A 21,939-nucleotide genomic window follows, 5' to 3' on the forward strand; every position below is an offset into this window, starting at 1 on the left:
CGTCAGAGCTGGTCGACGATCGTGACGGTCTCGCCGGGCCGCACGTTCCCCGCGCCTTCCACGATGACCCGGTCACCGGCCGACAGGCCCTGCGCGATCTCGCGCAGGCCTCCGGAGAGCTTGTCGCCGACGGTTACTTTGCGGAGTTCGACGCTGCCTTCCTGGTTGACGACGAGCACCGTGCGGCCCTGTTGGGAAGTGCCGATCGCCGTCTCGAGAATGACGAGTGCCGCATTGGTCGCAAGCGGCACGCGGACGCGGGCGAACATGCCGGGCGAGAGAAACAGGGCTGTGTTTGCGATGATCGCCCGGACGGTCATCGTTCCTGAGACCGTGTCGATCTCAGGCGCGATGTAGTCGAGCGTACCGGAATAGGGATAGGCGTTGTCGGTCTGGAGGCCCATTTCCACCCGGATCGGCCCGGCATCGGCGATCTTCATGTTGCGTTGGGCGAGCGCCTTGCGGATTTCGATGACCTGCCGCTCATTGGCGGAGAAAAGGACATGCAGGGGATTCCGTTGCACGACTGCGGCAAGTTTGGGCGCCGACGCGGCGTTGATATAGGCGCCGATATCGGCGTTCCGCGCTGACAGGATGCCGTCAAACGGCGCGCGGATTTCCGTATAACCGAGATTGAGTTTGGCGTTGCGCACTTTGGCCTCGGCAGCGGCCACCTGTGCCTTGGCGATCTCATTCTGGGCGATCGCGTTTTCGCGGGCACTTTGGGCGGCCACCTGCCTGTTGGCAAGCTCCTCCTGCCGGATGAGGTTGGAGCTCGTCTGCTGCAGGTTTGCCTGCGACTGCGCGAGCTCGGCCTCAGCGATCGCAAGGTTGATCCGATAGGGTTCCTGCTCGATGACGAAGACCACGTCGCCGCGGCGGACCCGTTCGCCGTCCTCGAAATTGACCGCCTCGAGCGTGCCGGAGACGCGTGCGACCAGGTCGACGCCATTGACGGCCTTCAATGTGCCGGTCGAATGAAGATATCGTGTCACCTGCTGTTCGACCGGCGCTTTGACGACGACTTTCCTCTGGCTCTGCTGGGCCATGGTGTTGCCGCAAAGGGTCGAAAGGAGCAGGATGACGGCAATTCCGACTGACCGGCACATGGTTTGTCTCCTTAAGGAATGGGGCAATCAGCCGGTCACTTCAGCGCGGAAAGCTCGGTCGGCGAAACGAGGCCGTCCTTGTTCTTGTCGATGCGTCCGAAGGCGAGGCCGTATCGACCGGAGGCCTTGAGCTTGGCCGCAACCGGTTTGCCGGACTGTGCCATCAGGTCGATGAAAGTCTTGAATTCGGTTTGATCGAGCGAGCCGTCGCCGCTTTGTTCTGCAGCCAGGTAGGCCTCTTCCTGCGCATGAGCAGGTATTGTGAGCGCAAACGCCGAAACGACGGCGAGAGCCGTAAGCAGGGTCTTGGTGGTAGGCATGTCAGTTCTCCTCTTGTTGTCACACGGACGGTAGTTGCTCTCAAGGCTGCCGGGCCTCCGTCGATGCGGTAGGCAGGGAGCCGTCGAGCCGGGGCACGGCCAGGATCAGGGTCTCCAGGCCATTCGGGACGGGATTTCGGACGGGTCCGGCCGCAAGCACCTGCCCGATGCCAGCTATGGCCATACCGTCGCCGAAAGCCTTGTTGTGGTTCTTGCGGATTCCGCCTTTGACGGTGGAAATGTCGTGGGCGGCGATGCCGAGTGCCTGGAACTGGGCGAGGTCGGTGTTTTCTCCGGCGCGCATCTTGCCCTCAAAGAGCCGGCGCGAGATCTTGAGCGCCCGGCCCGCCGTGTCTTTCCTCGCTGACGCAAGCGCGAACTTTAAAAACATGAATTGATCTGCCCCCAGAATATGTCTGCCGGCCGCGCGATCAGGCGCTACGGTTCTCCGGACGGCGGCAGGTTTAACGAGGTTCATGGCGTTCGCCATCCCATGTTCATGGTGTAGACGGCTGGGGAGGAGGGCTCAGAAACGCTGAGCTTGCCTCCCGCACATCGGATAGCGAAACCTTCACACTAGCCGCGCTCCCTTTGAAGCCCGCGTCCTCCGCAGCTTCTTCGACGAGGCCGGTGATCATGCCCTCCCAGCGGATCGCGGCAGCGCGGGACATATGGAACGACAGCGCGAGATGCGGGTCGTGGCCGTTCTCGCCGGCCGCCGAGCGTGCAACGATCTTTCCGACGATCGCCGCCTGGATCGGCGCTTCGCTCCGCAGCGCTGCCGAGGCGATGCGGGCGAACCTGTCCTGTGCCTGACGGTCGGGCTCCTTGTCGAGAGGGACGGTCGCCGTTACGCTGGCAAGCCGCCGGCTGTGGCTGGTGACGGTGCTGATTTCGCCGAAGGGAATGGTGTGCAGCCGATCGTCCTCGCCGCGCAATCTGAGGCTTCGGAGCTTGATCTGCTCCACGCGTCCACGGGTCGTGCCTATCTCGATGAGTTCGCCGAGCCGGAAGACGTCGTCCACCACGCAGAAGATACCGGAGACGATGTCCTTCACCAGCTCCTGTGAGCCGAGGCTGATGGCAAGCCCGAGAATGCCGGCGCCGGCCATGACCGGCGTGATATCGATACCGAGCGCCGAAAGCGCGATCAGCGAGAACACTGTCGCGATCAAGGCGAGGGTCGTGACCCGGATGATCGGCAACACGGTCGAAAGACGCGCGTGCCACCTCTCCTTCTCCTCCGCTGATTCCAGCGAGGACGGCGGCGCCATGCGTGCCTCGATCCACACATGCGTGGTGGCGGCAAGCCAGGCTGCTATGACCAGCGCGAGGGAAGAAAAGGTGAGGCGTCGCGAAAAGAGCGGCCAGTCCGCCGGCGGAACGAGTGCGAACGTGCCGACCAGCCAATATTCCGCAATGACCCGCAGAATGATGGCAATCGCAACGCTATCGACGACCACCCGGACCACGAAGAACATCCGCATCATGCCCGGTCGTCGTGAAAGCGTGATGCTGAGCGCGAGCGCCCGGTCGAAGGCGAGCGCGACGAGCAGTGCGGCAATGGTTCCCTTGACGCCTCTGTAGAGATCGAAGTCCTGGCTGACCCAGCCCCAGACCCAGAGCGCGAAGGTGAGGATGACCAGCCAGACGCCGAGGAGGTGGAGGGGCTTTTTCAGGCCGTGCCGGCGCAAAAGGTGCAGGAGGTGAAAAGTGGCGAAGATCATCCCGCAGGAGACGAGGAAGGCCACCAGTCTTACGGTGTCGAGGGGCATTCCGCCGCGCTGGCCAGCCGAGAGCAGCACATGCTGGAGATAGCCAAGGGCCAGGATAGCCCCGCCATGGCGGATTGCCGTGGACGCACCCTCCTCATCGATCGCGATCAGCCGCAATTGCGGAATTTTCGGACGGAAGACGATGCCGAGGAAGGTCAGTGCGGAGAGCCACTGGATAAGGCCGGTCGCGAATTCAACCGGGAAGACGGCCGCCCCGGGCGTGAAACCGAACCAGCGCACGACCAGAAGCCGGGCTACGACGATCGCTGCGATCAGCGGAAGCAGATCCCAGCCTGTCAGCTTGAGGATCGCGGTGAAGGGCATCCGCTCGAGGGCTGCCTGCCGCCGCTTTTCACGCAGCAGCCAACGCACGGCGAGGAAGGTGAGCAGCACCGCTCCGCCAATGATGCCGGCGCCGGAGAGACGATCGGGGATGGAAGGTGCGGTCAGTACCCGCACGACGTCGTCCAGCAAGCGCGGAAAGGCGACGATGGTCGCGACGAACTCGGTCTCCAGTCTTTCGCTCACCGACCGCAAGGTCTCGAACGGCGACGCAAAATGCGGTACCAGGAGCGACGGCCCGGCGGAGACGGGGTCGACCGCTTGGAGCGGAACGCCGGAAGCTGACATTTGATATTCCCTCGACCTTCAGTTCGAGCGGGAATACTCCGCGTCTCCTCGCCCAACCACCCCATGATCATGGTATGTTGCGCCTGTCCGCTTTTGCGCATGGTGTGCTCCATGCCCGGGCGTTCTGGGCGATGATTTCTCAACAGGAGGCACGGATATGGGTCGAGGAAGGGTTGGATTGCGGATCGGATTGGCGGTTGCCTATCTCGCGACGCTTGGCGGAATTCAGCTCGCGATAGCCACGCCGGCCGCCGCAGTCGTCTATTGCAAGACGGTCGGCGTGCCAAAGGGCTGCGTGGTGCGTCCGCCGGCGGTAAGAGTGGTTTATTGCACGGCACCGGGCGTCCCGGTCGGTTGCCGGGTGCGTCCGGCAGTTGGTGTCGTGGGTGTCCCTGGCGTCGGCCGCATCGGCACGCCGATGAACCGAGGCGGCCCGGTCAACCGTGTCGGTCGCCGCTGATGCATGTCGCCCGAAAGTGTGCAGCGCCTTTGGGACAACGACATGCATAAGAACAAGGACCCTAAAGTATCCGTTTTGATCAAAACGGATACTTTAGGACGACGCCGCGAACTGACCCGGCAGACGGAGGGCGACACAGGTGCCCTCCGGTCCGGACGTCATGGAAAACTGCGCGCCGCACCGCTCGGCGCGCTTTTTCATGTTGAGCAGGCCGCGTCCGCTGCTGCTCCGGGCACTGGCTGCCGCAAGGTCGAAGCCCGTCGTCCCGTCGTCCGCGATGGTGATCCGCCCGCCGGACGTCCCGTCCTCCTGCGCGATCGTCTCGATGGTGACCAGCAGGCTCCCGGCGCCTGAATGCTTGATGGCATTGGTGACTGCCTCGTCGAGCAGCCGCATGATCTGGATCACATGCCAGGGCCGCAGGCCCGGAAAGACCGGCAGGCCGCCGGGCGTCAGCACATCCCAGACGAGTCGGATGTCGTGCGCTCTCAGCTGTGCGGACATGCGCTCGCGCCATGAACCAAGCGCGAGCATGAGATCGCCATCGATATCCTCCATGGCATCGATAACGAGGCGGAGGTCCTTGAGTGCGGCGCGTGCCGCCTCGCCGATCGCCGGCCCGCCGCGCCCCTGTTCGGCGAGCGCCACGATGCTGACGAGCTGTCCGCCGAGGCCGTCATGCAGGTCGCGCATCAGGCGGGTCCGTTCGTCTGCCAGCGCTTCTGCGCGGGCCTGTTCTTCTTCTCGCGCAAAGCTCGCCCGCAGTTTTTCCTCCGCTTCGGCCACCTGCTTCACAAGCCGATTGGCAAAATTGTCGGTCTCGTTCAGTGCCTGGACGAAACGCCAGGTCAGCCCGATGCCGATGGTGACCAGGACGACCGAATAGGAAAGCCTGGCGATGAATATCCGCTCGCCGGTCAGGACGTTCGCGAGCATGAGCATGTCATGGGCAGTGCAGACAAGGACGGCGGTAAACGCGGTGCCGAGACAGATGCTGCTGACTTCCTTGCGGACGACAGCCGACCAGCCAAGGATCAGCGATATCAGCAGAATGCAGATGGCAACGCTCGCAGGTCCCAGGGTCAGGTAGGTGCGTTGCAGCGTTGCCATCGGCCCCAACAGGCCGGACAACAGGATCGCGATGCCGGGCAGGAAGACGACCCAGCTCAATCGGGATACCTTCAACTGCGTGAAACGCACGGCGAACATGAGGACGAGCGCGCTTTCAAGCGAGACGGATGCGGCCAGGAAGGACTGGAGGGACCGGAAGACCGGTATCGGAATGAAATGCTGAATGGCGCCCAGTGTCATCGCCGCCGCCAGAAGCCCATAGGCGGGCTCATGCCGCCGGTTCGCCCAGATCAGGCCAAGAATGACGCCGAGCATCGCCTGCCAGGAGGCGAGCATAAGCGGGATCGTGAGGAACAGCAGGATACGGTTGTTATAAGCTTGCCGAAGGTCGCTGTCGGGGCCGGCGTAAACCGGATCCAGATAGGCGTTGATAGGGCCCCACACGAAAAGCTGGATAACAATCTCGTTCGGTCCATCCTTGAGAACAGGGCCGGGGATGCGAGCGATCGCCGGCATATTGCGCTCGGGGCGACTGCTCATGGGATCACCGCGGGTGTCATGGATGACCGTGCCGTTGACGGTAATCTCGATGCCGCTGGTGAATCGCGGCACGACGATCGACCACGGGGTCTGCGCCTCGGAAACGGGCCGGTCGAAGGTAAGTCGGTACAGGTGGGGCGGCGGTTGCCCCTTATGCGATGCGTGCAGATGGGGCAGGGTTACCGGCGTCCAGCCGGAGCCGTCGTCGCTCGTCTCGGCCGACGTCAGCCGATAGCGATCGGGCGGCTGCGGCAGGTCGATCTGGAAGAGCAGGAAGCAGAAGGCGGCAAGCAGGATCTGCAGGCCGACATAGGCCGGCAGCCGAAAATCTCTGGTAGGGGTGAAATACAGGCTCAGCGCCATCGGGTTGCGTTTCTATAGTTTGATGAGCCCCTGCTGCAGGGCTTCGAAAACAGCTTCGCCGCGGGTATTGACCTCGAGTTTCCGGTAGATGTTCTTGATATAGCCAGGAACCGTCTGGCGCGAAATACCGAGATGGGCCGCGATATCGGCATAGCTGAAGCCCTTGGCGATACCCCACAGGATGTCGATCTCCCGGGGTGTCAACTTGGCGGTGTTGAGATCCGTTTGGGTCGCGGGGCCTTGCCTTCCCTGCGTGCGACGGACGATGAAGCGGGCGATCGAGGCGGAGATCGGCGAATGGCCGCGCACGAGTTCGCGCACCGTGTTGGCGATATCGGTCGGGAAGGCGTCCTTGAGGAGATAGCCGTTGGCACCGACAAGGATGGCAGAGATGACGCTCTGCTCGTCGCCGAGGATCGAGATCACCATGATCTCGATTTCCCCGCTGCGCTGGCGGACCTCGCGGATAAGCTCCATGCCGTTGCCGTCGGGAAGCTGCAGGTCGGTCAGGAGGACGTTCGGCGCGGCGGCGGCGAACAAGGCCCGCGCTTCCGAGAGATTGGCTGCCTCCATGACCTGAAAACCGCCTGCTTGGGACAGCGCGTCTGAAATGCGCCAGCGCGTCGGCGCATCGTCCTCCACGATCAGTACGGATATCTCCCCCTCCGTCTCGCCGGTCGGCCGCGCCACTTCTTATTCCTTTCCGTCGGTTCGACTCCCTGTTCCACTATTGCCGAATTCGGGTTTGCCGAACAGCCATGATCATGGGGAGAAGAACAGACCGTCGAGTTCCACGTATACGGCTAGGTGACATAGCAAGGCTCACATGACGGCAAGGTGTTCAAGATAGCGAGCGTTCGGTTCGAATCTCATCGGGGTGCGGACCGGCGGGCTTTTTTGCCTGATGACGACCGGGCGAGAGCCGAAAAATGGAGGACTTCCGCAGATTGACAGTTGTTGTGCGAGGGAGGAAGGTGAAGTCGGTTGTCACGAGACGCATTTGAGGGGGGATACTCAATGGTAGGCTGTGTCGGTCGATCACTTGTCACGGCCGCAATGGTCATCTCTACGATTGCAATGAGCCGCAGCGCGGCGGCCCAGGAAAGCGGTAAGCCAGTCGCTGCCCTTCCTTCCGTATCCGTTACAAGAGCGATCGAGAAAGACATCAGGCCTTCCATTTCGTTCACCGCGCGTGTCGAAGCCACAGACAAGGTGGAGTTGCGCGCTCGCGTCGATGGCTTCCTGGAGCAGAGGCTCTTTACCGAAGGACAGGATGTCAAGGCCGGCGACCTCCTCTTCGTCATGGAGAAGGGGCAGTATGAAGCCGCGGTCGCCCAAGCGGAAGGTGCGATCGAATCGGGCGAGGCTGGGCTGGCGCTGGCCAACATCGAGGTCGACCGGCAGACAACCCTTGTTGCGAAGAGTGCCGCGCCTCAATCCCAGCTGGACTTGGCGACAGCAAAGCAGCGGGAGGCCACGGGAAACGTTTCCCAGCTGCGGGCCGCGCTGGACAAGGCCAAGCTGGACCTTGGATATACCGATATCCACGCCCCGATCGCGGGCCGCATCGGCCGCTCTCAATATTCCGTTGGCAATTTCGTCGGCTCGTCGAGCAATGTGCTTGCGACGATCGTCAGTCAGGATCCCATTTACGTGACCTTCTCGGTGTCCCAGCGCGAAATACTGGCAGTTCGCGAAAAACTGGGCAGCACCGGAAAGTTGGGAGAGCAGGTGAACGCGGCGGTCGTTCGCGTGCAGCTTGCCGACGGGAAGCTGTATCCCGAACCTGGCAAGGTCAGTTTCGTCGACGTGACCGTGGATCAAGGCACCGACACCGTGCCGGTGCGGGCGAGTTTCGCCAATCCCGACCGCGTGCTGATCGATGGCCAGCTCGTCAACGTCATTGTTGAGGGCGGAACTGCGGAGACCACGCTGGTCGTGCCGCAGTCCGCGATCCAGATCGATCAGGCCGGTCCTTTCGCACTTGTCGTCAACAAGGAGAACAAGATCGAAGTCCGGCGGATTGAACCGGGACAGGTCCAAGGAGCAGAGCTCGCGGTGACCAAGGGGCTCGCGGCGGGCGACATGGTCGTCACCGAAGGGGTGCAGAAGGTTCGTCCGGGCCAGGTCGTCGAACCGGTCGAAATCAAGTCTGGTTCCTGAGCCATGCTGTCGGGGATTTTCATCGATCGGCCACGGCTCGCAGTCGTCATTTCGCTCGTCATCACCATTGCGGGTCTCGTGGCCCTAACCATCATTCCCATTGCCCAATTCCCGGACATCGTGCCGCCGCAGGTGTCGGTGACCGTCAGCTATCCCGGTGCGAGCGCGGAGATCGTTCAGCAATCCATTGCCCAGCCGATTGAATCGCGAGTCGTTGGCGTCGACAACATGATCTACATGAAGTCGACAAGCGGCAATGACGGCAGCTACACGCTGACCGTCAGTTTTGCTGTCGGGACTGATCCCGATATCAATGCGGTCAACGTGCAGAACCGTGTCAATCTCGCTGAGGCGCAACTGCCGCAGGAGGCGCGCGCTCAGGGCATCAGCGTCAAGAAGAAGTCTTCAGCGCTGATGCAACTGATCGCTTTGACGTCCACGAACGGAAAGCAAGACCAGCTTTTCCTGTCGAACTACGCGACGATCAATATCATCGACGGCCTGAAGCGAATAAGCGGCGTCGGCGACGTCACGCTGTTGACGCCCTCCGACTACAGCATGCGCATCTGGGTTACGCCCGAGCGCCTCGCAAACTTCGGCATGACGCCGAATGATATCGTTGATGCTCTCAAGCGTCAGAACGTTCAGGCCGCGATCGGCCGCATCGGTGCTCAGCCCGCGTTGCCCGACCAGCAGTTCCAACTCACCATTCAAACCAAGGGACGTCTCACGACCGTACAGGAATTCGAAAGTGTCGTCCTTAGAGCCGAACCCGATGGTTCTTTCGTCAGAATCCGCGACGTTGCGCGTGTCGAACTCACGTCGAAGTCGTCGGAGCAAATCGGAAGACAGGATGGTACAGCCGCTGCCGTCCTCGGCATTTATCAGGCGCCGGGCGGAAACGCGATCGCAACCGCCGAAGCCGTAGGTCAACTCCTGGAGAGGTTGAAGCCGTCATTCCCGGAAGGCGTCGACTACAAGATCACCTACGACACGACGAAGTTTGTCGAGGAAAGCATCCACGAAGTCGTCAAGACCTTGATCGAGGCCTTCATCCTTGTCGTGATTGTCGTTTATCTGTTCCTCGGCAGCGTGCGCGCAACGCTCATTCCGCTGATCGCGGTGCCCGTGTCGCTTATCGGAACGTTCGCGGTGATGATGGGGCTGGGCTTTTCGGCCAATACGGTATCACTGCTTGCCCTCGTTCTCGCGATCGGCATCGTGGTCGATGACGCCATCGTCGTGGTCGAGGCGGTCGAAGCCCAGCTGGAAAAAGATCCAAACACGACGCCGGCAGAAGCCGCCCGCCGTGCCATGGGCGAGATTACCGCTCCCATCGTCGCGATCACGCTGGTTCTGCTCTCCGTCTTCGTGCCCGTGGCGTTCATTCCTGGCATTTCCGGCGAGCTTTTCCGCCAGTTCGCCGTTGCGGTGTCGGTGTCCATGGTGATTTCCGCCATCAACGCGCTCACGCTGTCACCCGCACTCTGCGCCGTTCTGCTGAAGGCGCATCATGGCCCGAAGCGTGGTCCCATCCGCTATGTGTTGAAGGGCATCGACCTTGCGCGCGATGGTTATGCTGCGCTCGTGCGGCGGTTCGTTCGCTTCGCCTTGCTGGGTTTGGTGGTGCTGGCTGCACTCGTCGCCGGCACGGGGTGGCTGTTCAAGACGACACCCACCGGCTTCCTTCCTTCCGAGGACCAAGGTGCCATCTTTGGCGAAATCGTGCTGCCGGACGGCGCTTCGGTCAACCGGACGGATGCCGTCGCCAAGCGGATCGAAGAGATGATACGCAAGACGGATGGCGTCCAGGGCGTCATGTCGGTTGTCGGCTACAGCCTGCTCGACGGTCAAGTGAAGTCGAACTCCGCTTTGCTTGTGATGACGCTGAAGCCCTTTGCTGACCGCACCAAGCCCGAGCTTTCCGTCGACAGCCTGATCGCCAAACTCGGCGGCGAACTCCAGGCGATCCGGGAAGCCAATGTCATCGTCTACAATCTGCCGCCGATCATCGGGCTGGGAACAGGCAGCGGCTTCGAATACCAGCTCCTGAGCCTCAGCGGTGGCAGCGCGGCCGAAATTGCCCAGGCGGCCCGCGGCCTTGTTTTCGCCGCCAACCAGGATCCGGCACTGAGCAGGGTCTTTACGACCTATGCTGCCAATACGCCGCAGCTCTATCTCGATATCGACCGCGAGAAAGTGCAGACGCTTGGCATCGAGGTTTCGGATGTCTTCAACGTGCTTCAGTCGGTTCTCGGGAGTGCCTACGCCAACGACTTCAACCTGTTCGGGCGAACCTGGCAGGTGACGGTTCAGGGGGAGGCTTCCGAGCGCGCGAAAGTCGACGACATCTACCGGATCAATGTCCGAAACAGCAAAGGCCAGATGGTGCCCATCAGAGCCTTTGCGCAGGCACGCCTCATCCTTGGGCCTCAGCTCATCGTGCGCTACAACAATTATGCAAGCGCCACGATCAATGGCGGACCGGCGCCGGGTCGCAGTTCCGGCGAGGCGATTGCCGCCATGGAGGGGGTCTCCGCCAAGACGCTTCCACCCGGCTACAGCTACGAGTGGACGGGAACGGCGCTGCAGGAAATCGAAGCGAGTGGCAAGACGGCGATCATATTGGGCCTCGCGGTGCTCTTCGCCTATCTGTTCCTCGTAGGTCTCTATGAAAGCTGGACCATCCCGGTCGCCGTGCTGCTGTCGGTGACGGCCGGTATCGCGGGCTCGATGCTGGCCCTCAAGGTTGCGGGTCTCGACAATAACCTCTACGCCCAGATCGGCCTTGTGGTCCTCATCGCGCTTGCTGCGAAGAACGGCATTCTCATTGTCGAGTTCGCCATGGAGCGCCGCAGGCACGGGCTGGAAATCTCGGAAGCAGCTGTGGAGGGAGCGCGGGAGCGGTTCCGTGCCGTGATGATGACGAGCTTTGCTTTCATTGCCGGTTTGATTCCGCTGGTCATTGCAGAAGGTGCCGGCATGCTCAGCCGGCGTGGTGTCGGCACTGCCGTCTTCGGCGGCATGCTGGGGGCGGCGCTGGTCGGCATCTTCCTGATCCCGGTGCTTTATGTGATCTTCCAGTGGCTCCGGGAAAAGGTGAAGGGCGTCAAGGGTGGAGCGGAAGGGCAGGCGGTCGAATAGAGCCGGCCTTATATGAAGATCGGGCCAACAGGACCTTTCGCCGTCGCAAAGACTGCCGCCCGGCTTCGCGGCGTCCGCGTTCCATCAAGCGGCAAGGCTTTGCACATAGGCCCGCCATCCGCCGTAACTTGAAATATCCTGAGCGCCTTCGAGCGCTGCCGGTTCGGCGAGGAAGCCTTTTACCGCTGTTCCATCGGACAACTGGATGGTTCCGATACCGAGCGGTGAGGGGATGGCTGCGACGAACAGGCCGAAGGCTTCGGGCGTGAGTTTCCAGATCTCCAGATCGATTGCCTCGCCGCCGTTTCCGCCTGTGCGGATGAGGCCCGGCTTGGGCGGCGTCTGACCGGCAAGCACATAGAGCCTGTAGGCGTTTGTCGTGCTGGCAACGCGCGAAAACCGGGCACCGAGCGCGCGGAGCTGACCGTTCAGCGGCATGCCCGAGAGATGCGCGCCGACGACAGCCAGGTCGATCAGGCCGCTTTCAGGCGGCTCCATCGGCGCCGGGTTTGCTGGCAGGCTCCAGCCTGTTGCCCCGAGCGTCAGTCTGCTGGCCGCATGAATGTTGCGGGCAAGCCTCGCCGTCAAGCCATCCCTGCCGGAGGGGGCAAGCAGCGTCACACTGGCGGGTAAACCGTCGGCGCGTTTGCCCGTCGGTACGGAGATGCCGCACATGTCGAGCAGGTTGACGAAATTGGTGTAGGTGCCGAGGCGCGAATTTTCGCGAATGGGCTCGGCGTCCAGTTCGGCGCGCGTATAGTGGCGCGGTGCGGTCGGCACGCAGAGGAGATCGACCGAGGCGATCAGGGGCGCCACTTTCTGTTTCAAGGCCTGCAGGGCATAGAGCCCGTTGAAGGCATCTGCGGCCGAGAGTGACTTTGCGCCGCCATAGATTTTGCGCGTGACCGGATGAAAGGACGCTTCGCTGCTGTCGAAGAAACCCTTTACCGCCGCGTAGCGCTCGGCCACCCAGGCGCCCTCGTAGAGCAGGTTGGCGGTGGCATAGAAATCGGCGAAGGGCAGTTCGACGATGCGGTGGCCAAGGGCCGTCAGCATGTCGAGCGATGCCTCGTAAGCCGCTTCCATGGCATCGTCGCCGAAGAATTGGCGGTCTTCCTTGGCAGGCACTCCGATCGCAAGGACCGGCGGGAGCGGGCCATAGCCGGTTGCCGATGTCGACTTGGAATAGGCATCGGCGGGGTCGTGTTTGCCAGCAACTGAAAACACGATCCAGGCGTCGTCGGCCGTCAGGGTGAAGATAGAGACGCAATCGAGCGTGCGGCAGGCCGGGATGACGCCGGTGGTCGAAAGCGCGCCGACGCTTGGCTTCAACCCGACGATATTATTGAGGCCGGCGGGGATGCGGCCCGATCCGGCGGTATCGGTGCCCAGCGCGAAGCTGACGATGCCGTGCGCGGTTGCGACGGCCGAACCGGAGCTGGAGCCGCCGGGCACGAGGGTGGCATCGATCGCATTGCGCGGAATGGGGTAGGGTGAGCGCACGCCGACAAGGCCGGTGGCAAACTGGTCGAGATTGGTCTTGCCGATGACGATGGCGCCGGCTGCCTTGAGCAGTCGGACGACCGTCGCGTCCTTTTCCGGCCTATAGGCATAGTCCGGGCAGGCTGCCGTGGTCGGCATGCCGGAGACATCGATATTGTCCTTGACCGCGAAGGGAATTCCCCAGAGCGGCTTGGTTTTCTGATCGAAGCGGCCAAGATGCGCGGCTTCCTCGAGCAATGCCTGTTTGTCAGCCAGATGCAGGAAGATGCCGGGATCGGCGACGGCCTCAATGCGGGCGAATACGGTTTCGATCATCTCAGAAACCGGCCATCCCGCTGCATAGGCCGCGTGCAGGGAGCCGATATCGAATGCACGTTCGTCGTTCATGCCATTTCCTCTTGCAGCATTTTTACCGGCCGGTCCCACTGGATCAGCACGACGCATCCCGTGTCGCTCCAGACGGAATGCTCGGTGCCTTCCTTGTTGACGACAAGGCTGCCGGGGCCGTAGTCGCCAGCCTCGTCCGACTGCGTGCCTTCGAGCACCACGATCGTTTCGAGCCCCATGTGCAGATGGCGCGGGACAGATGCACCGGCCTCGTATTTCAACAGCGCCACGCCCGGCTGGTCACCCTCGAAAGGCTGGATCCAGTGGATCGTCACCTCATCGCGGAAGGGTTCGAAGGGTAATGTCCGCCATCCCCCGGCCGTCAGGCTTTCGCGTGTCGTTTCAGGCATGGGCTATCCCCTCCACTATGGCATCGACCGAGGCGACCCAGCCGACGATGGCGCCCTGGGCCGTGATCATCGCGATGGCGGCTTGTTTGAACTCGGGAAAATAGCTTTCCGTGGCCTCCTCGGCGAGCAGGCATTCATAGCCGCGGTCATTGGCCTCGCGCATTGTCGTCTGAACGCAGACTTCGGTGGTTACCCCGGCAAAGGCGAGTTGTTCGATGCCGCGTGCCTTGAGGATATCGCCGAGCGGGGTTGCGTAGAAGGCGCCCTTGCCGGGCTTCTCGATGACGATTTCGCCATCGATCGGCGCCAGTTCGGAAAGGATCGCGGTTCCGGGCTCGCCTGATATCAGCACCCGGCCCATCGGCCCTTCGTCGCCGATCTTCAGGGCCGGATTGCCGCGATTGCGCTTGGCGAGCGGAAGGTCGGAGAGATCGGGGCGATGGCATTCCATGGTGTGGATGACCGGCAGGCCCGCCGCGCGAAAGCTTTCGATCAGCCGCTTGACGTCTGGCACGATCCTGGTGATCCGGCCGACATCGTTGCCGAGGCTGGCGCCGAAGCCGCCGGGTTCGGCGAAATCGCGCTGCATGTCGATGACGATCAGCGCGAGCTTGTCCCGCCTTAGCGGAAAGGCAAACGGTTCGGCCGTGATCTCCGCCATTAGTGATGTCCCGCCATATGGGCGCCGATGACGGAAATATCGGCCGACAGCGCCGGCGTTTCATAGACCAGTCTGCCGTCCGACATCACCATGATCCGGTCCGACATTTCCAGCAGTTCGTCGAGATCCTCCGAGAGAAGCAGAACCGCAGTGCCGGAATTGCGCGCCTTCATGATGCGGGCGCGGATTTCGGCGACGGCCGAGAAGTCGAGACCGAAGCAAGGGTTGGAAACGATCAGGAGATCGACGTCGCCCGTCAGCTCACGCGCGAGCACGGCGCGCTGGACGTTGCCGCCGGATAGCGAGGCGATCGGCGACGAATGCGACGCCGTCTTCACCTTGAAGTCCGAGATCAGCGAGGCCGCGCGCTTGCGCATCGATTTCATGTCGAGCCAGAGGGCATCGCCGCCCTGTTTCTTCACGTCGAAGGTGCGGAAGGCGAGATTTTCCGTCACCGTCATTTTTGGCGCACAGGCGTTGTTCAGCGGCTCTTCCGGAATGAACCGGACGTTGTTGATGCGCGTTTCCTGCCGTGTGGCGCCGTAGACCGAGCCCTTCACCGTGATGCTGCCGGCTTCCGGCGGGCGCTGGCCGGCCAGAACTTCGGCAAGCTCCTTCTGGCCGTTGCCGGAAATGCCGGCGATGCCGACGATCTCGCCGGCATGGACCGTCAGGTTGCCGATATCGATCATCTTCAGGCCGGTGCGATCCGGCGCCTTGATGTCGCTGATGACGAGGATCGGCTTGGCATCGGCGGAAACCGGCAGGCGGGTGTCGAGTTCGGCGAGCTTGACGTCGCCGATCATCATCGCCGCCATATCCTTGGTCGAGAGGTCCTTGACCAGCCCGCTGCCCGCCATCTTGCCGCGCCGCAGAACCGTGACCGCATCGGTGAACTTCGTCACTTCGTGGAACTTGTGGCTGATCATCAGCACGGTCAGTTCGCCGCGCTCTGTCATGCCGCGCACGAGGCCGAGCATTTCGTCGGCTTCGGCCGGTGTCAGCACCGAGGTCGGTTCGTCGAGGATGAGGAAGCTGCGACCGAGATAGAGCTGCTTGACGATTTCCAGCTTCTGCTTCTCGCCTGCCGCAAGCTCGCTGACCGGCCGGTCGAGCGGGATCTTGAACGGCATGCGCTCCATGAAGGCGGCAAGTTCCTTGCGCTCCTTCGCCCAGTTGATGATCGCCGGCACATGCGCGCGGTTGATGACGAGGTTTTCCGCGCCGGTCAGCGACGGCACCAGCGTGAACTGCTGGTAGACCATGCCGAGCCCATAGGTCGCGGCATCTTTTGGCGACTGAACGGACACCTCATGGCCGTCGACCGACAGCGTGCCGGAGGTCTGGTGGTAGAAGCCCATGATGCATTTGACGAGCGTTGACTTGCCGGCGCCGTTTTCGCCGAGCAGCGCGTGGAAGGTGCCGGCGGGAACGTCGATCGAGACATTGTCGAGCGCGGTGAAACCGCCGAAGCGCATGGTCATGCCGATCGTCTGGATGCCGACGGCCTTGCCGCTCTTAGGCAGCGGCGTGTCGCGGATCTGGATCATGGCAACAGCCTCACAAGGGCTTCGGAATTGGAGACGGAGCCGAAGACGCCGCCCTGCATCTTCACCATCTTGATGGCCGCCAGATGATTGCCGTAGTCGGTGGCGCCGCAGCAGTCCTCGAGCAACAGGCATTCGAAGCCGCGGTCGTTTGCTTCGCGCATGGTGGTGTGGACGCAGACATCTGTGGTGATGCCGGTGAGGATGATGTTTTCGATGCGCTTCTGGTTGAGGATCAGCTCGAGATCGGTGGCGCAGAAGGAGCCCTTGCCGGGCTTGTCGATGATCGTCTCGCCTTCGATCGGGTAGAGTTCTTCGATGATGTCCCAGCCGGGCTCGCCGCGCACCAAAATGCGGCCGCAGGGCCCGAAGTCGCCGATGCCGGCATTGATCCGCCGCGAGCGCCAGCGCTTGTTGGCGGGCAGATCGGCGAGGTCCGGCCGGTGGCCTTCGCGCGTGTGGATGATGTGGTAGCCCTTGGCGCGCATGGCGGCGAGCACCTTTTTGATCGGTTCGATCGGCGCTCGCACCAGCGAGAGGCTGTAGCCCATGTGATCCACATAGCCGCCGGGACCGCAGAAATCGGTCTGCATGTCGATGATGATCAGCGCGGTGTTGTCCGGACGCAGGGCGCCGTTATAGGGCCAGGGATAGGGATCGGCGTCGATGTAGCTCAGGTTTTCGCCAGTAGGGACTGCGGTTGCGGCAAGAGGGGTCATGGCCGGATATCCTATTTCGTGATCGACAGGGCGCCGGGTGCGCCTGCGAGCGAGCGGGTGGGCGAGGAAGTGGCGACGAGGATGACGAGGGTGAGTACATAAGGGGCGGCGTAGAAGAGGTAATAGCCCTGGGTGACGCCGACCGATTGCAGGGCGGGGCCGAGAGCGCCGGCGCCGCCGAAGAGCAGGGCGGCGAGGAAGCAGCCGATCGGGTTCCATCGGGCGAAGATCACCAGCGCCACGGCCATCAGGCCCTGGCCGGAGGAGATGCCTTCGTTCCACGAGCCGGGGTAGAACAGCGAGAGATAGGCACCGCCGACGGCGGCGAGCGAACCGCCGACGGCTGTTGCAAGCAGCCGCACCGTATCCGGATTGAGACCCATGGCGCGCGCGGCGTCGGAGCTGTCACCGACCACACGCAGGATCAGGCCGACGCGGGTGTTCTTGAAGGCCCACCAGAGCACCACCGAGAGGAGCGCGCCGATGATGAAGAGCACGTTGATATTCAACGCCGACTGGATCTGCGGCAGTTCCGACCAGCCGCCGAGCGGAATGGAGGGGAGATGCGGCGCGACGGGCTGGATGAAGGGCTTGCCGAGGAAGAAGGCGAGGCCGAGGCCGAACTGCATCATGGCGATGCCGATGGCGATGTCGTTGACCTTCGGAAACTTGCAGATCCAGCCGTGGATAAGGCCGAAGATGGCGCCCGTCGCCATGGCGGCGAGAACGCCGAGCCAGGGCGAGTTGCTCATGACGGCGATGGCGTAGGCCGTCATGGCACCGAAGACGAGTGTGCCTTCGAGGCCGAGATTGATGCGGCCGGAGCGCTCGGTGATCGATTCGCCGAGGCTGACGAAGATGAAGGGTGTCGAGACGCGGATGGCGCCTGCGAAGATGGCGAGCGGGACACCCCAGATGCCGATGCCGGTTTCGTCCATCACGCAGTCCTTTCTGAGAGGTTGGGCCTTCCTGAGAGGCTGGGGCTTTTCCAAAGGTCGGGATTGAAGATCTTCAAGCGGCCGTAGAAGGTCTCGCAGAAGAGGATCACGACAAAGAGCGTACCCTGAAGCACGAGCACGGTGGCATCCGGCAGGCCCATGCGCCGTTGGATCAGTCCGCCGGAGGCGTCGATGCCGCCAAGCAGGATGGCGACGGGGATGATCGCCAGCGGATTGTGCCGGGCGAGGAAGGCAACGAGGATGCCGGTATAGCCGTAGCCGGCGGCAAGCGAGGCATTGGCGCTGCCCTGGACGGCGGCCACCTCGACCATGCCGGCCAGTCCGGCAAAACTTCCGGCAAGCGCCGTAAAGCCGACGATCAGCCGGCCGACCGGCAAGCCTTGAATCTGGGCCGCGCGGACATTGCCGCCGGCGATGCGGGCGGCAAAGCCGAAGCTGGTCGCCTCGATCAACACCCAGGAGACGATACAGGCGGCAATGCCGATCACGAGGCCCCAATTGACGTCCATGCCGGGGATGTTGCCCAGCATGTATTCGGCCGGCAGCGGCGCGGTCGAGGGCTTGTTCAGGCTGGCGGGATCGCGCAGCGGCCCCTCGATCAGATGGTTCATCAGCGCAATGGCGATATAGGCGAGAAGCAGCGAGGCGATGGTTTCGTTGACACCGCGATAATGGCGCAAGACACCGGCGAGACCGATCCAGATACCGCCGGCGATCATCCCGGCGATCGCCATCAGAGGAATGACGACGATCGGCGAGACGGACGCCGTCAGCGGTAGGGCGATGGCCGCTGCGGCGACGCCGCCGAGCACCACCGCCCCTTCGCCCCCGATGATGACAAGGCCGAGCCGGGCGGGCAGGGCGACGCAGAGCGCCGTCAGCAGCAGCGGGGCTGCCCTGCTGAGGCTGTTCTGGATGGAAAACCAACTGCCGAAACCGCCGGTATACATCAGCTTGAAGAGGTCGGCCGGCGATTTGCCGACCACCATGATGAAGATGGAAAAGAGCGCCAGGCCGGCGAGGATCGCGCCGAGCGAGATCGCCACCGGTTCCGCCCGCCGCGCCAGCCACTCAAGCAGGGGCCTGAGGCTGCGCGCATCGGTGGATAAGGGAGAAAGCGTTGGTGTGTTTACCTCGATCGTCATGGCGCTCTCCCAACTTCTCAGGATGTCGAGCCGACGACGCCCTCGACGAGATAAGCCATGCTTTCCAGTTCGATCGCGTCCTCGGCGAAAGTCTGGCCGGCCGCGACGGCATCGCCGCCCTTGTTGTCCTTGATCGGTCCCTTGAAGACGGAGAAGCTGCCTTTCATCATTTCGGCCAGCGTCGCGTCGAACTTCGTGCGCGCCTCGGCCGATACGCCCGGACCAAGCGGGCTCATCTTGACGAAGCCGTCCTTCAGGCCGCCGCGGACGAAGTTTCCAAGCGGGGTGCCTGCTTGGGCCTCGGTCACGAATTTCGTGTAGACGTTGCCCCAGGCCCATTCGGCGCCGGTGAGGTATTTTTCAGGCGCCAGCGGGCTCTGGTTGGCGTGGTAGCCACAGACGAAGGCGCCGCGTCCGGCGGCCGTCTCGACGACCACCTTCGGGCTATCGACATGGCAGGTGATGACGTCGGCACCCTGGTCGATGAGTGCATTGGTGGCTTCTGCTTCCTTGACGGCCAGCGACCATTCGCCGGTGAAGATGACCTGGCAGGTAATGGCCGGATCGACCGAGCGGGCGCCGAGCAGGAAGGAGTTGATGTTCTGCAGAACCTGCGGGATGGGCTTGGCGGCGACGAAGCCGATCTTCTTGCTCTTCGACGCATAGCCGGCGGTGATGCCGTTCAGATACTGGCCCTGGCCGATATAGCCGAAATAGGAACCGGTGTTCATCGGGTTGACGCCCTCTTTCCAGAGGCCGCCGCAATGGCGGAACTGCATGTCGGGGTATTTCTTGGCCATTTCCAGCATATGGGGATCGAAGTAGCCGAAGGAAGTCGGGAAGACGAGGCTGGCGCCGTCGAGGTTGATCATCGATTCCATCGTCTTCTGGACGTCGACGGTTTCCGGCACGTTTTCCTCTTCAACCACGGTGACGCCGGATATCGCCTTGATCACGGCGGCACCCTCGGCATGCGCCTGGTTGTAGCCGTAGTCGTCCTTGGGACCGACATAGATGAAGCCGACGGTCAAAGCAGCCTGGGCGGCGGCAGGCGTAGAAAAGAGCGAAGGCGCAAAACCGATGGCGGCGGCGCCCGAGACGGTTGTTTGCAGGAAGCTGCGGCGATTCATGGGAAGGAGTTTGGTCATGGCGGGCTCCTTGCGGCGTGGTTAGCCGGGTTCGAAAAAGGTCACAGGAAACTGTATGCAATGAGTGTGCCAATCCATAATATATTGTTTTTAAAGGGTTTCGTTGACGGTCTGAAATTCTCGCAGCGTAAACTGTATGCAATTTTCCGCGCTGTTGATTTATTTTTAAGCAAAGAAGAAAATTTGGCCAGCAGTTTGAAGTCTGAATGTCGTTCAGTGGGCCAATATTTTGAAAGCAGAATAGATATTTTAGATAATTGTGTAATATCATATAGTTAAAGCGCGTATTGACAATGATGGTCGCGCATTGCATCTGTATACAGTGTAAATCCAACCAGATTCGACCCGTGAAGCTCGCCAGAAAAAAAGAAATCATCCGGTCCGGAACAACCGTCGAGCAGATGGTTCGAGCGATCGCCGACATGATCATCACCGGAGTATTGCGCCCGGGAGAGCGGCTGGACGAGATCTCGCTGGCCAATCGTTTCGAGGTATCGCGAACGCCGGTGCGGGAGGCCCTCGGCCAGCTCTGCGCCATCGGTCTCGTTGGCCGCGAACCCAACAAGAGCGCGGTCGTCACCACCGTGACGCAGCAACATCTCGCCTCGATGTTCGAGGCGATGGCGGAACTCGAAGGCATCTGCGCGCGCCTGTCGGCGGAACGCATGACCGTGGACGAGCGCCGTTTGCTGGAGGCGATGCACAAGGCGTCGGCGCGTCTGGTGCATCGCGGCGCCGAGGACGAATACGAGGCGCACAATACCGAGTTTCATACGCGCCTCTATCGCGGCGCACATAGCGACCATATCACCGATCTCGCGATGCAGACGCGGGCGCGGCTTGCGCCGTTCCGGCGGGCGCAATTCCGCATTGCAGGACGTTTGGCGCGGTCCTATGACGAACATGATGGCATTGTTTCGGCGATCCTTCGGGCCGATGGCGCTGCTGCGGGCCAGGCGGCCTATGCCCATGTCTCCATCGTCAGCGATGCCAGCACCGTTTTTGCGCGCGGCGGCAACGATTAACCGTCGGACATTCGGCGTCGCTTTCTCACAGATATCGGCGGAAGAAATCGAGGACCGCGTCTTGCATCGTCTGCGTTTCACGGTGTCCGATGCCGTCTTCCTCAAGGAGGGTAAGCACCTCCCTTGCCCCCGCAGCCTCATAGGCGGCGGCGGTTTCGGTGAAAGCGCGCCGGATGGCTGCCGGCGGCGTCAGCGGATCGTCAAGGCCGGTGCAGATGAGTTGCGGGCGGGGGGCGATGAGGCCGGCGATTTCTCCGGTCGAGGTTTCCGACAGCAGGCCGGGGACGGTCAGATAGTGACCGTGCAGATCGTGGGCGCCGGTCTCGATGAGGGCAGCGAAATCGGCATAGCTGCAAAGATGCGCGACGGCCTTGAGGCGACTATCGATGGCGGCGAGGAAATAGGAGAGGGTGGCGCCCATGGAAATGCCGGTCATGCCGATGCGGCGGGCATCGACATCGCCGCGGGATGCCATCCAGGTCAAAACGGCGGCCTGCTCGCCGAGCATCTGCCCGAACAGCGTTCGCCCGTGCCAAAGGGCCGCTTTTGCCGCTGCACTCTCGGTCACTCCGGCCCGCTCGCCGAAGGTCGGCATCTCGATGCAAAGGGTGACATAGCCTTCCCGGGCCAAAACAGGTCCAGGCGCATTCAGAAGTGCCGGCCGTCCTTCCAGCAGTTCACTCGCACCGATCTCATATTGGCGGCCATGCGCATGGGCGTAGAGAATGGCCGGTCCCGGCCCGCGGCTTGCGACTGGTCTCGTCAGGAAACCGCGGATTTCCGGTCCATCGGACAGGCGGAATCGGAGGTGCTCGACGACGTGGTCGTCGCGGTGCTCGGCGACGGACGAGACCAGAACCAGCGACGCATCCGCCACGTGCAGAAGATCTTTCAGCCGCTCGACGGAAATAGCCATTGGT

At 62.4% G+C, this 21,939-nt stretch carries 19 protein-coding genes; 4 read left to right on the forward strand and 15 right to left on the reverse strand.

From position 1 onward, the window contains the following. Window positions 1–2: 2 nt before the first annotated feature. The 4 genes from ACSQ3F_RS11000 to ACSQ3F_RS11015 are packed head-to-tail and all read right to left on the reverse strand — an operon-like array spanning window position 3 to window position 3,834. Window positions 3–1,109: an efflux RND transporter periplasmic adaptor subunit gene (locus tag ACSQ3F_RS11000; RefSeq protein WP_436100238.1), complete on the reverse strand. Its 1,107-nt coding sequence runs from the start codon at window positions 1,107–1,109 to the stop codon at window positions 3–5. A gap of 35 nt (window positions 1,110–1,144) precedes the next feature. After that, the gene (locus ACSQ3F_RS11005) at window positions 1,145–1,429 is read right to left on the reverse strand and encodes a hypothetical protein (protein WP_436100239.1); all 285 of its coding nucleotides are present in this window, start codon (window positions 1,427–1,429) and stop codon (window positions 1,145–1,147) included. Window positions 1,430–1,469: 40 nt separating this feature from the next. After that, window positions 1,470–1,919: a hypothetical protein gene (locus tag ACSQ3F_RS11010; RefSeq protein WP_436100240.1), complete on the reverse strand. Its 450-nt coding sequence runs from the start codon at window positions 1,917–1,919 to the stop codon at window positions 1,470–1,472. Between the two features lie 7 nt (window positions 1,920–1,926). Then, on the reverse strand, window positions 1,927–3,834 hold the full coding sequence (locus ACSQ3F_RS11015; RefSeq protein WP_436100241.1) for a mechanosensitive ion channel family protein: 1,908 nt from the start codon (window positions 3,832–3,834) through the stop codon (window positions 1,927–1,929). 178 nt (window positions 3,835–4,012) lie between these two features. Here ACSQ3F_RS11015 and ACSQ3F_RS11020 point away from each other — a divergent pair, with 178 nt between their 5' ends. Continuing rightward, window positions 4,013–4,294 carry a hypothetical protein gene (locus tag ACSQ3F_RS11020; protein ID WP_436100242.1) on the forward strand — a complete coding sequence of 94 codons (282 nt, stop codon included), beginning with the start codon at window positions 4,013–4,015 and terminating at the stop codon, window positions 4,292–4,294. Window positions 4,295–4,387: 93 nt separating this feature from the next. On the opposite strand, the gene ACSQ3F_RS11025 is transcribed toward ACSQ3F_RS11020, so the two are convergent. Continuing rightward, on the reverse strand, window positions 4,388–6,268 hold the full coding sequence (locus ACSQ3F_RS11025) for a sensor histidine kinase (protein WP_436100243.1): 1,881 nt from the start codon (window positions 6,266–6,268) through the stop codon (window positions 4,388–4,390). 12 nt (window positions 6,269–6,280) lie between these two features. After that, complete coding sequence (locus ACSQ3F_RS11030; RefSeq protein ID WP_436100244.1) at window positions 6,281–6,958, reverse strand: response regulator; 678 nt, start codon at window positions 6,956–6,958, stop codon at window positions 6,281–6,283. A gap of 327 nt (window positions 6,959–7,285) precedes the next feature. Here ACSQ3F_RS11030 and ACSQ3F_RS11035 point away from each other — a divergent pair, with 327 nt between their 5' ends. Both ACSQ3F_RS11035 and ACSQ3F_RS11040 read left to right on the forward strand, forming a co-directional pair. Beyond that, on the forward strand, window positions 7,286–8,431 hold the full coding sequence (locus ACSQ3F_RS11035) for an efflux RND transporter periplasmic adaptor subunit (RefSeq protein ID WP_436100245.1): 1,146 nt from the start codon (window positions 7,286–7,288) through the stop codon (window positions 8,429–8,431). A 3-nt stretch (window positions 8,432–8,434) separates the two neighbouring features. After that, window positions 8,435–11,575 carry an efflux RND transporter permease subunit gene (locus tag ACSQ3F_RS11040; RefSeq protein ID WP_436100246.1) on the forward strand — a complete coding sequence of 1,047 codons (3,141 nt, stop codon included), beginning with the start codon at window positions 8,435–8,437 and terminating at the stop codon, window positions 11,573–11,575. A gap of 84 nt (window positions 11,576–11,659) precedes the next feature. On the opposite strand, the gene atzF is transcribed toward ACSQ3F_RS11040, so the two are convergent. The 8 genes from atzF to ACSQ3F_RS11080 are packed head-to-tail and all read right to left on the reverse strand — an operon-like array spanning window position 11,660 to window position 19,994. Continuing rightward, window positions 11,660–13,465 (reverse strand): allophanate hydrolase, encoded by a 1,806-nt coding sequence (atzF, locus tag ACSQ3F_RS11045; RefSeq protein WP_436100247.1) that lies wholly within the window; start codon window positions 13,463–13,465, stop codon window positions 11,660–11,662. Continuing rightward, window positions 13,462–13,815: a cupin domain-containing protein gene (locus ACSQ3F_RS11050; protein WP_436100248.1), complete on the reverse strand. Its 354-nt coding sequence runs from the start codon at window positions 13,813–13,815 to the stop codon at window positions 13,462–13,464. The genes atzF and ACSQ3F_RS11050 overlap by 4 nt, the downstream gene beginning before the upstream one ends. Further along, window positions 13,808–14,476: a cysteine hydrolase family protein gene (locus tag ACSQ3F_RS11055; RefSeq protein ID WP_436100249.1), complete on the reverse strand. Its 669-nt coding sequence runs from the start codon at window positions 14,474–14,476 to the stop codon at window positions 13,808–13,810. Before ACSQ3F_RS11055 ends, ACSQ3F_RS11050 begins: the two co-directional genes overlap by 8 nt. Further along, the gene (locus ACSQ3F_RS11060; RefSeq protein WP_436100250.1) at window positions 14,476–16,026 is read right to left on the reverse strand and encodes an ABC transporter ATP-binding protein; all 1,551 of its coding nucleotides are present in this window, start codon (window positions 16,024–16,026) and stop codon (window positions 14,476–14,478) included. Before ACSQ3F_RS11060 ends, ACSQ3F_RS11055 begins: the two co-directional genes overlap by 1 nt. After that, window positions 16,023–16,742 carry a biuret amidohydrolase gene (gene biuH / locus ACSQ3F_RS11065; protein WP_436100251.1) on the reverse strand — a complete coding sequence of 240 codons (720 nt, stop codon included), beginning with the start codon at window positions 16,740–16,742 and terminating at the stop codon, window positions 16,023–16,025. Before biuH ends, ACSQ3F_RS11060 begins: the two co-directional genes overlap by 4 nt. An 11-nt stretch (window positions 16,743–16,753) precedes the next feature. Next, a complete protein-coding gene (locus ACSQ3F_RS11070; protein ID WP_436100252.1) occupies window positions 16,754–17,680 on the reverse strand; it encodes an ABC transporter permease in 927 nt (308 codons plus the stop codon). Beyond that, window positions 17,680–18,846, reverse strand: a complete 1,167-nt coding sequence (locus tag ACSQ3F_RS11075; RefSeq protein ID WP_436100253.1) for an ABC transporter permease — start codon at window positions 18,844–18,846, stop codon at window positions 17,680–17,682. Before ACSQ3F_RS11075 ends, ACSQ3F_RS11070 begins: the two co-directional genes overlap by 1 nt. A 17-nt stretch (window positions 18,847–18,863) precedes the next feature. Next, window positions 18,864–19,994, reverse strand: coding sequence for a BMP family ABC transporter substrate-binding protein (locus ACSQ3F_RS11080; RefSeq protein ID WP_436100254.1), 1,131 nt, complete (start codon window positions 19,992–19,994; stop codon window positions 18,864–18,866). A gap of 401 nt (window positions 19,995–20,395) precedes the next feature. Between ACSQ3F_RS11080 and ACSQ3F_RS11085 the strand changes: the two genes are divergently transcribed. Further along, complete coding sequence (locus tag ACSQ3F_RS11085; RefSeq protein ID WP_436102111.1) at window positions 20,396–21,019, forward strand: GntR family transcriptional regulator; 624 nt, start codon at window positions 20,396–20,398, stop codon at window positions 21,017–21,019. 25 nt (window positions 21,020–21,044) lie between these two features. Here the strand turns inward: ACSQ3F_RS11085 and ACSQ3F_RS11090 are convergent, their stop codons facing one another. Then, on the reverse strand, window positions 21,045–21,935 hold the full coding sequence (locus ACSQ3F_RS11090) for an alpha/beta hydrolase family protein (protein WP_436100255.1): 891 nt from the start codon (window positions 21,933–21,935) through the stop codon (window positions 21,045–21,047). Window positions 21,936–21,939 lie beyond the last annotated feature (4 nt).

The organism is Pararhizobium sp. LjRoot238, assembly GCF_964252955.1.
Taxonomy (GTDB): domain Bacteria; phylum Pseudomonadota; class Alphaproteobacteria; order Rhizobiales; family Rhizobiaceae; genus Pararhizobium.

Excerpts from the sequence above, each read along its gene's own strand:
- ACSQ3F_RS11000 (WP_436100238.1), bottom strand. The coding sequence starts at position 1,109 with ATGTGCCGGTCAGTCGGAATTGCCGTCATCCTGCTCCTTTCGACCCTT.
- ACSQ3F_RS11005 (WP_436100239.1), bottom strand. The coding sequence starts at position 1,429 with ATGCCTACCACCAAGACCCTGCTTACGGCTCTCGCCGTCGTTTCGGCG.
- ACSQ3F_RS11010 (WP_436100240.1), bottom strand. The coding sequence starts at position 1,919 with ATGGCGAACGCCATGAACCTCGTTAAACCTGCCGCCGTCCGGAGAACC.
- ACSQ3F_RS11015 (WP_436100241.1), bottom strand. The coding sequence starts at position 3,834 with ATGTCAGCTTCCGGCGTTCCGCTCCAAGCGGTCGACCCCGTCTCCGCC.
- ACSQ3F_RS11025 (WP_436100243.1), bottom strand. The coding sequence starts at position 6,268 with ATGGCGCTGAGCCTGTATTTCACCCCTACCAGAGATTTTCGGCTGCCG.
- ACSQ3F_RS11035 (WP_436100245.1), top strand. The coding sequence starts at position 7,286 with ATGGTAGGCTGTGTCGGTCGATCACTTGTCACGGCCGCAATGGTCATC.
- ACSQ3F_RS11040 (WP_436100246.1), top strand. The coding sequence starts at position 8,435 with ATGCTGTCGGGGATTTTCATCGATCGGCCACGGCTCGCAGTCGTCATT.
- atzF (WP_436100247.1), bottom strand. The coding sequence starts at position 13,465 with ATGAACGACGAACGTGCATTCGATATCGGCTCCCTGCACGCGGCCTAT.
- ACSQ3F_RS11050 (WP_436100248.1), bottom strand. The coding sequence starts at position 13,815 with ATGCCTGAAACGACACGCGAAAGCCTGACGGCCGGGGGATGGCGGACA.
- ACSQ3F_RS11055 (WP_436100249.1), bottom strand. The coding sequence starts at position 14,476 with ATGGCGGAGATCACGGCCGAACCGTTTGCCTTTCCGCTAAGGCGGGAC.
- ACSQ3F_RS11060 (WP_436100250.1), bottom strand. The coding sequence starts at position 16,026 with ATGATCCAGATCCGCGACACGCCGCTGCCTAAGAGCGGCAAGGCCGTC.
- biuH (WP_436100251.1), bottom strand. The coding sequence starts at position 16,742 with ATGACCCCTCTTGCCGCAACCGCAGTCCCTACTGGCGAAAACCTGAGC.
- ACSQ3F_RS11070 (WP_436100252.1), bottom strand. The coding sequence starts at position 17,680 with ATGGACGAAACCGGCATCGGCATCTGGGGTGTCCCGCTCGCCATCTTC.
- ACSQ3F_RS11075 (WP_436100253.1), bottom strand. The coding sequence starts at position 18,846 with ATGACGATCGAGGTAAACACACCAACGCTTTCTCCCTTATCCACCGAT.
- ACSQ3F_RS11080 (WP_436100254.1), bottom strand. The coding sequence starts at position 19,994 with ATGACCAAACTCCTTCCCATGAATCGCCGCAGCTTCCTGCAAACAACC.
- ACSQ3F_RS11085 (WP_436102111.1), top strand. The coding sequence starts at position 20,396 with ATGGTTCGAGCGATCGCCGACATGATCATCACCGGAGTATTGCGCCCG.
- ACSQ3F_RS11090 (WP_436100255.1), bottom strand. The coding sequence starts at position 21,935 with ATGGCTATTTCCGTCGAGCGGCTGAAAGATCTTCTGCACGTGGCGGAT.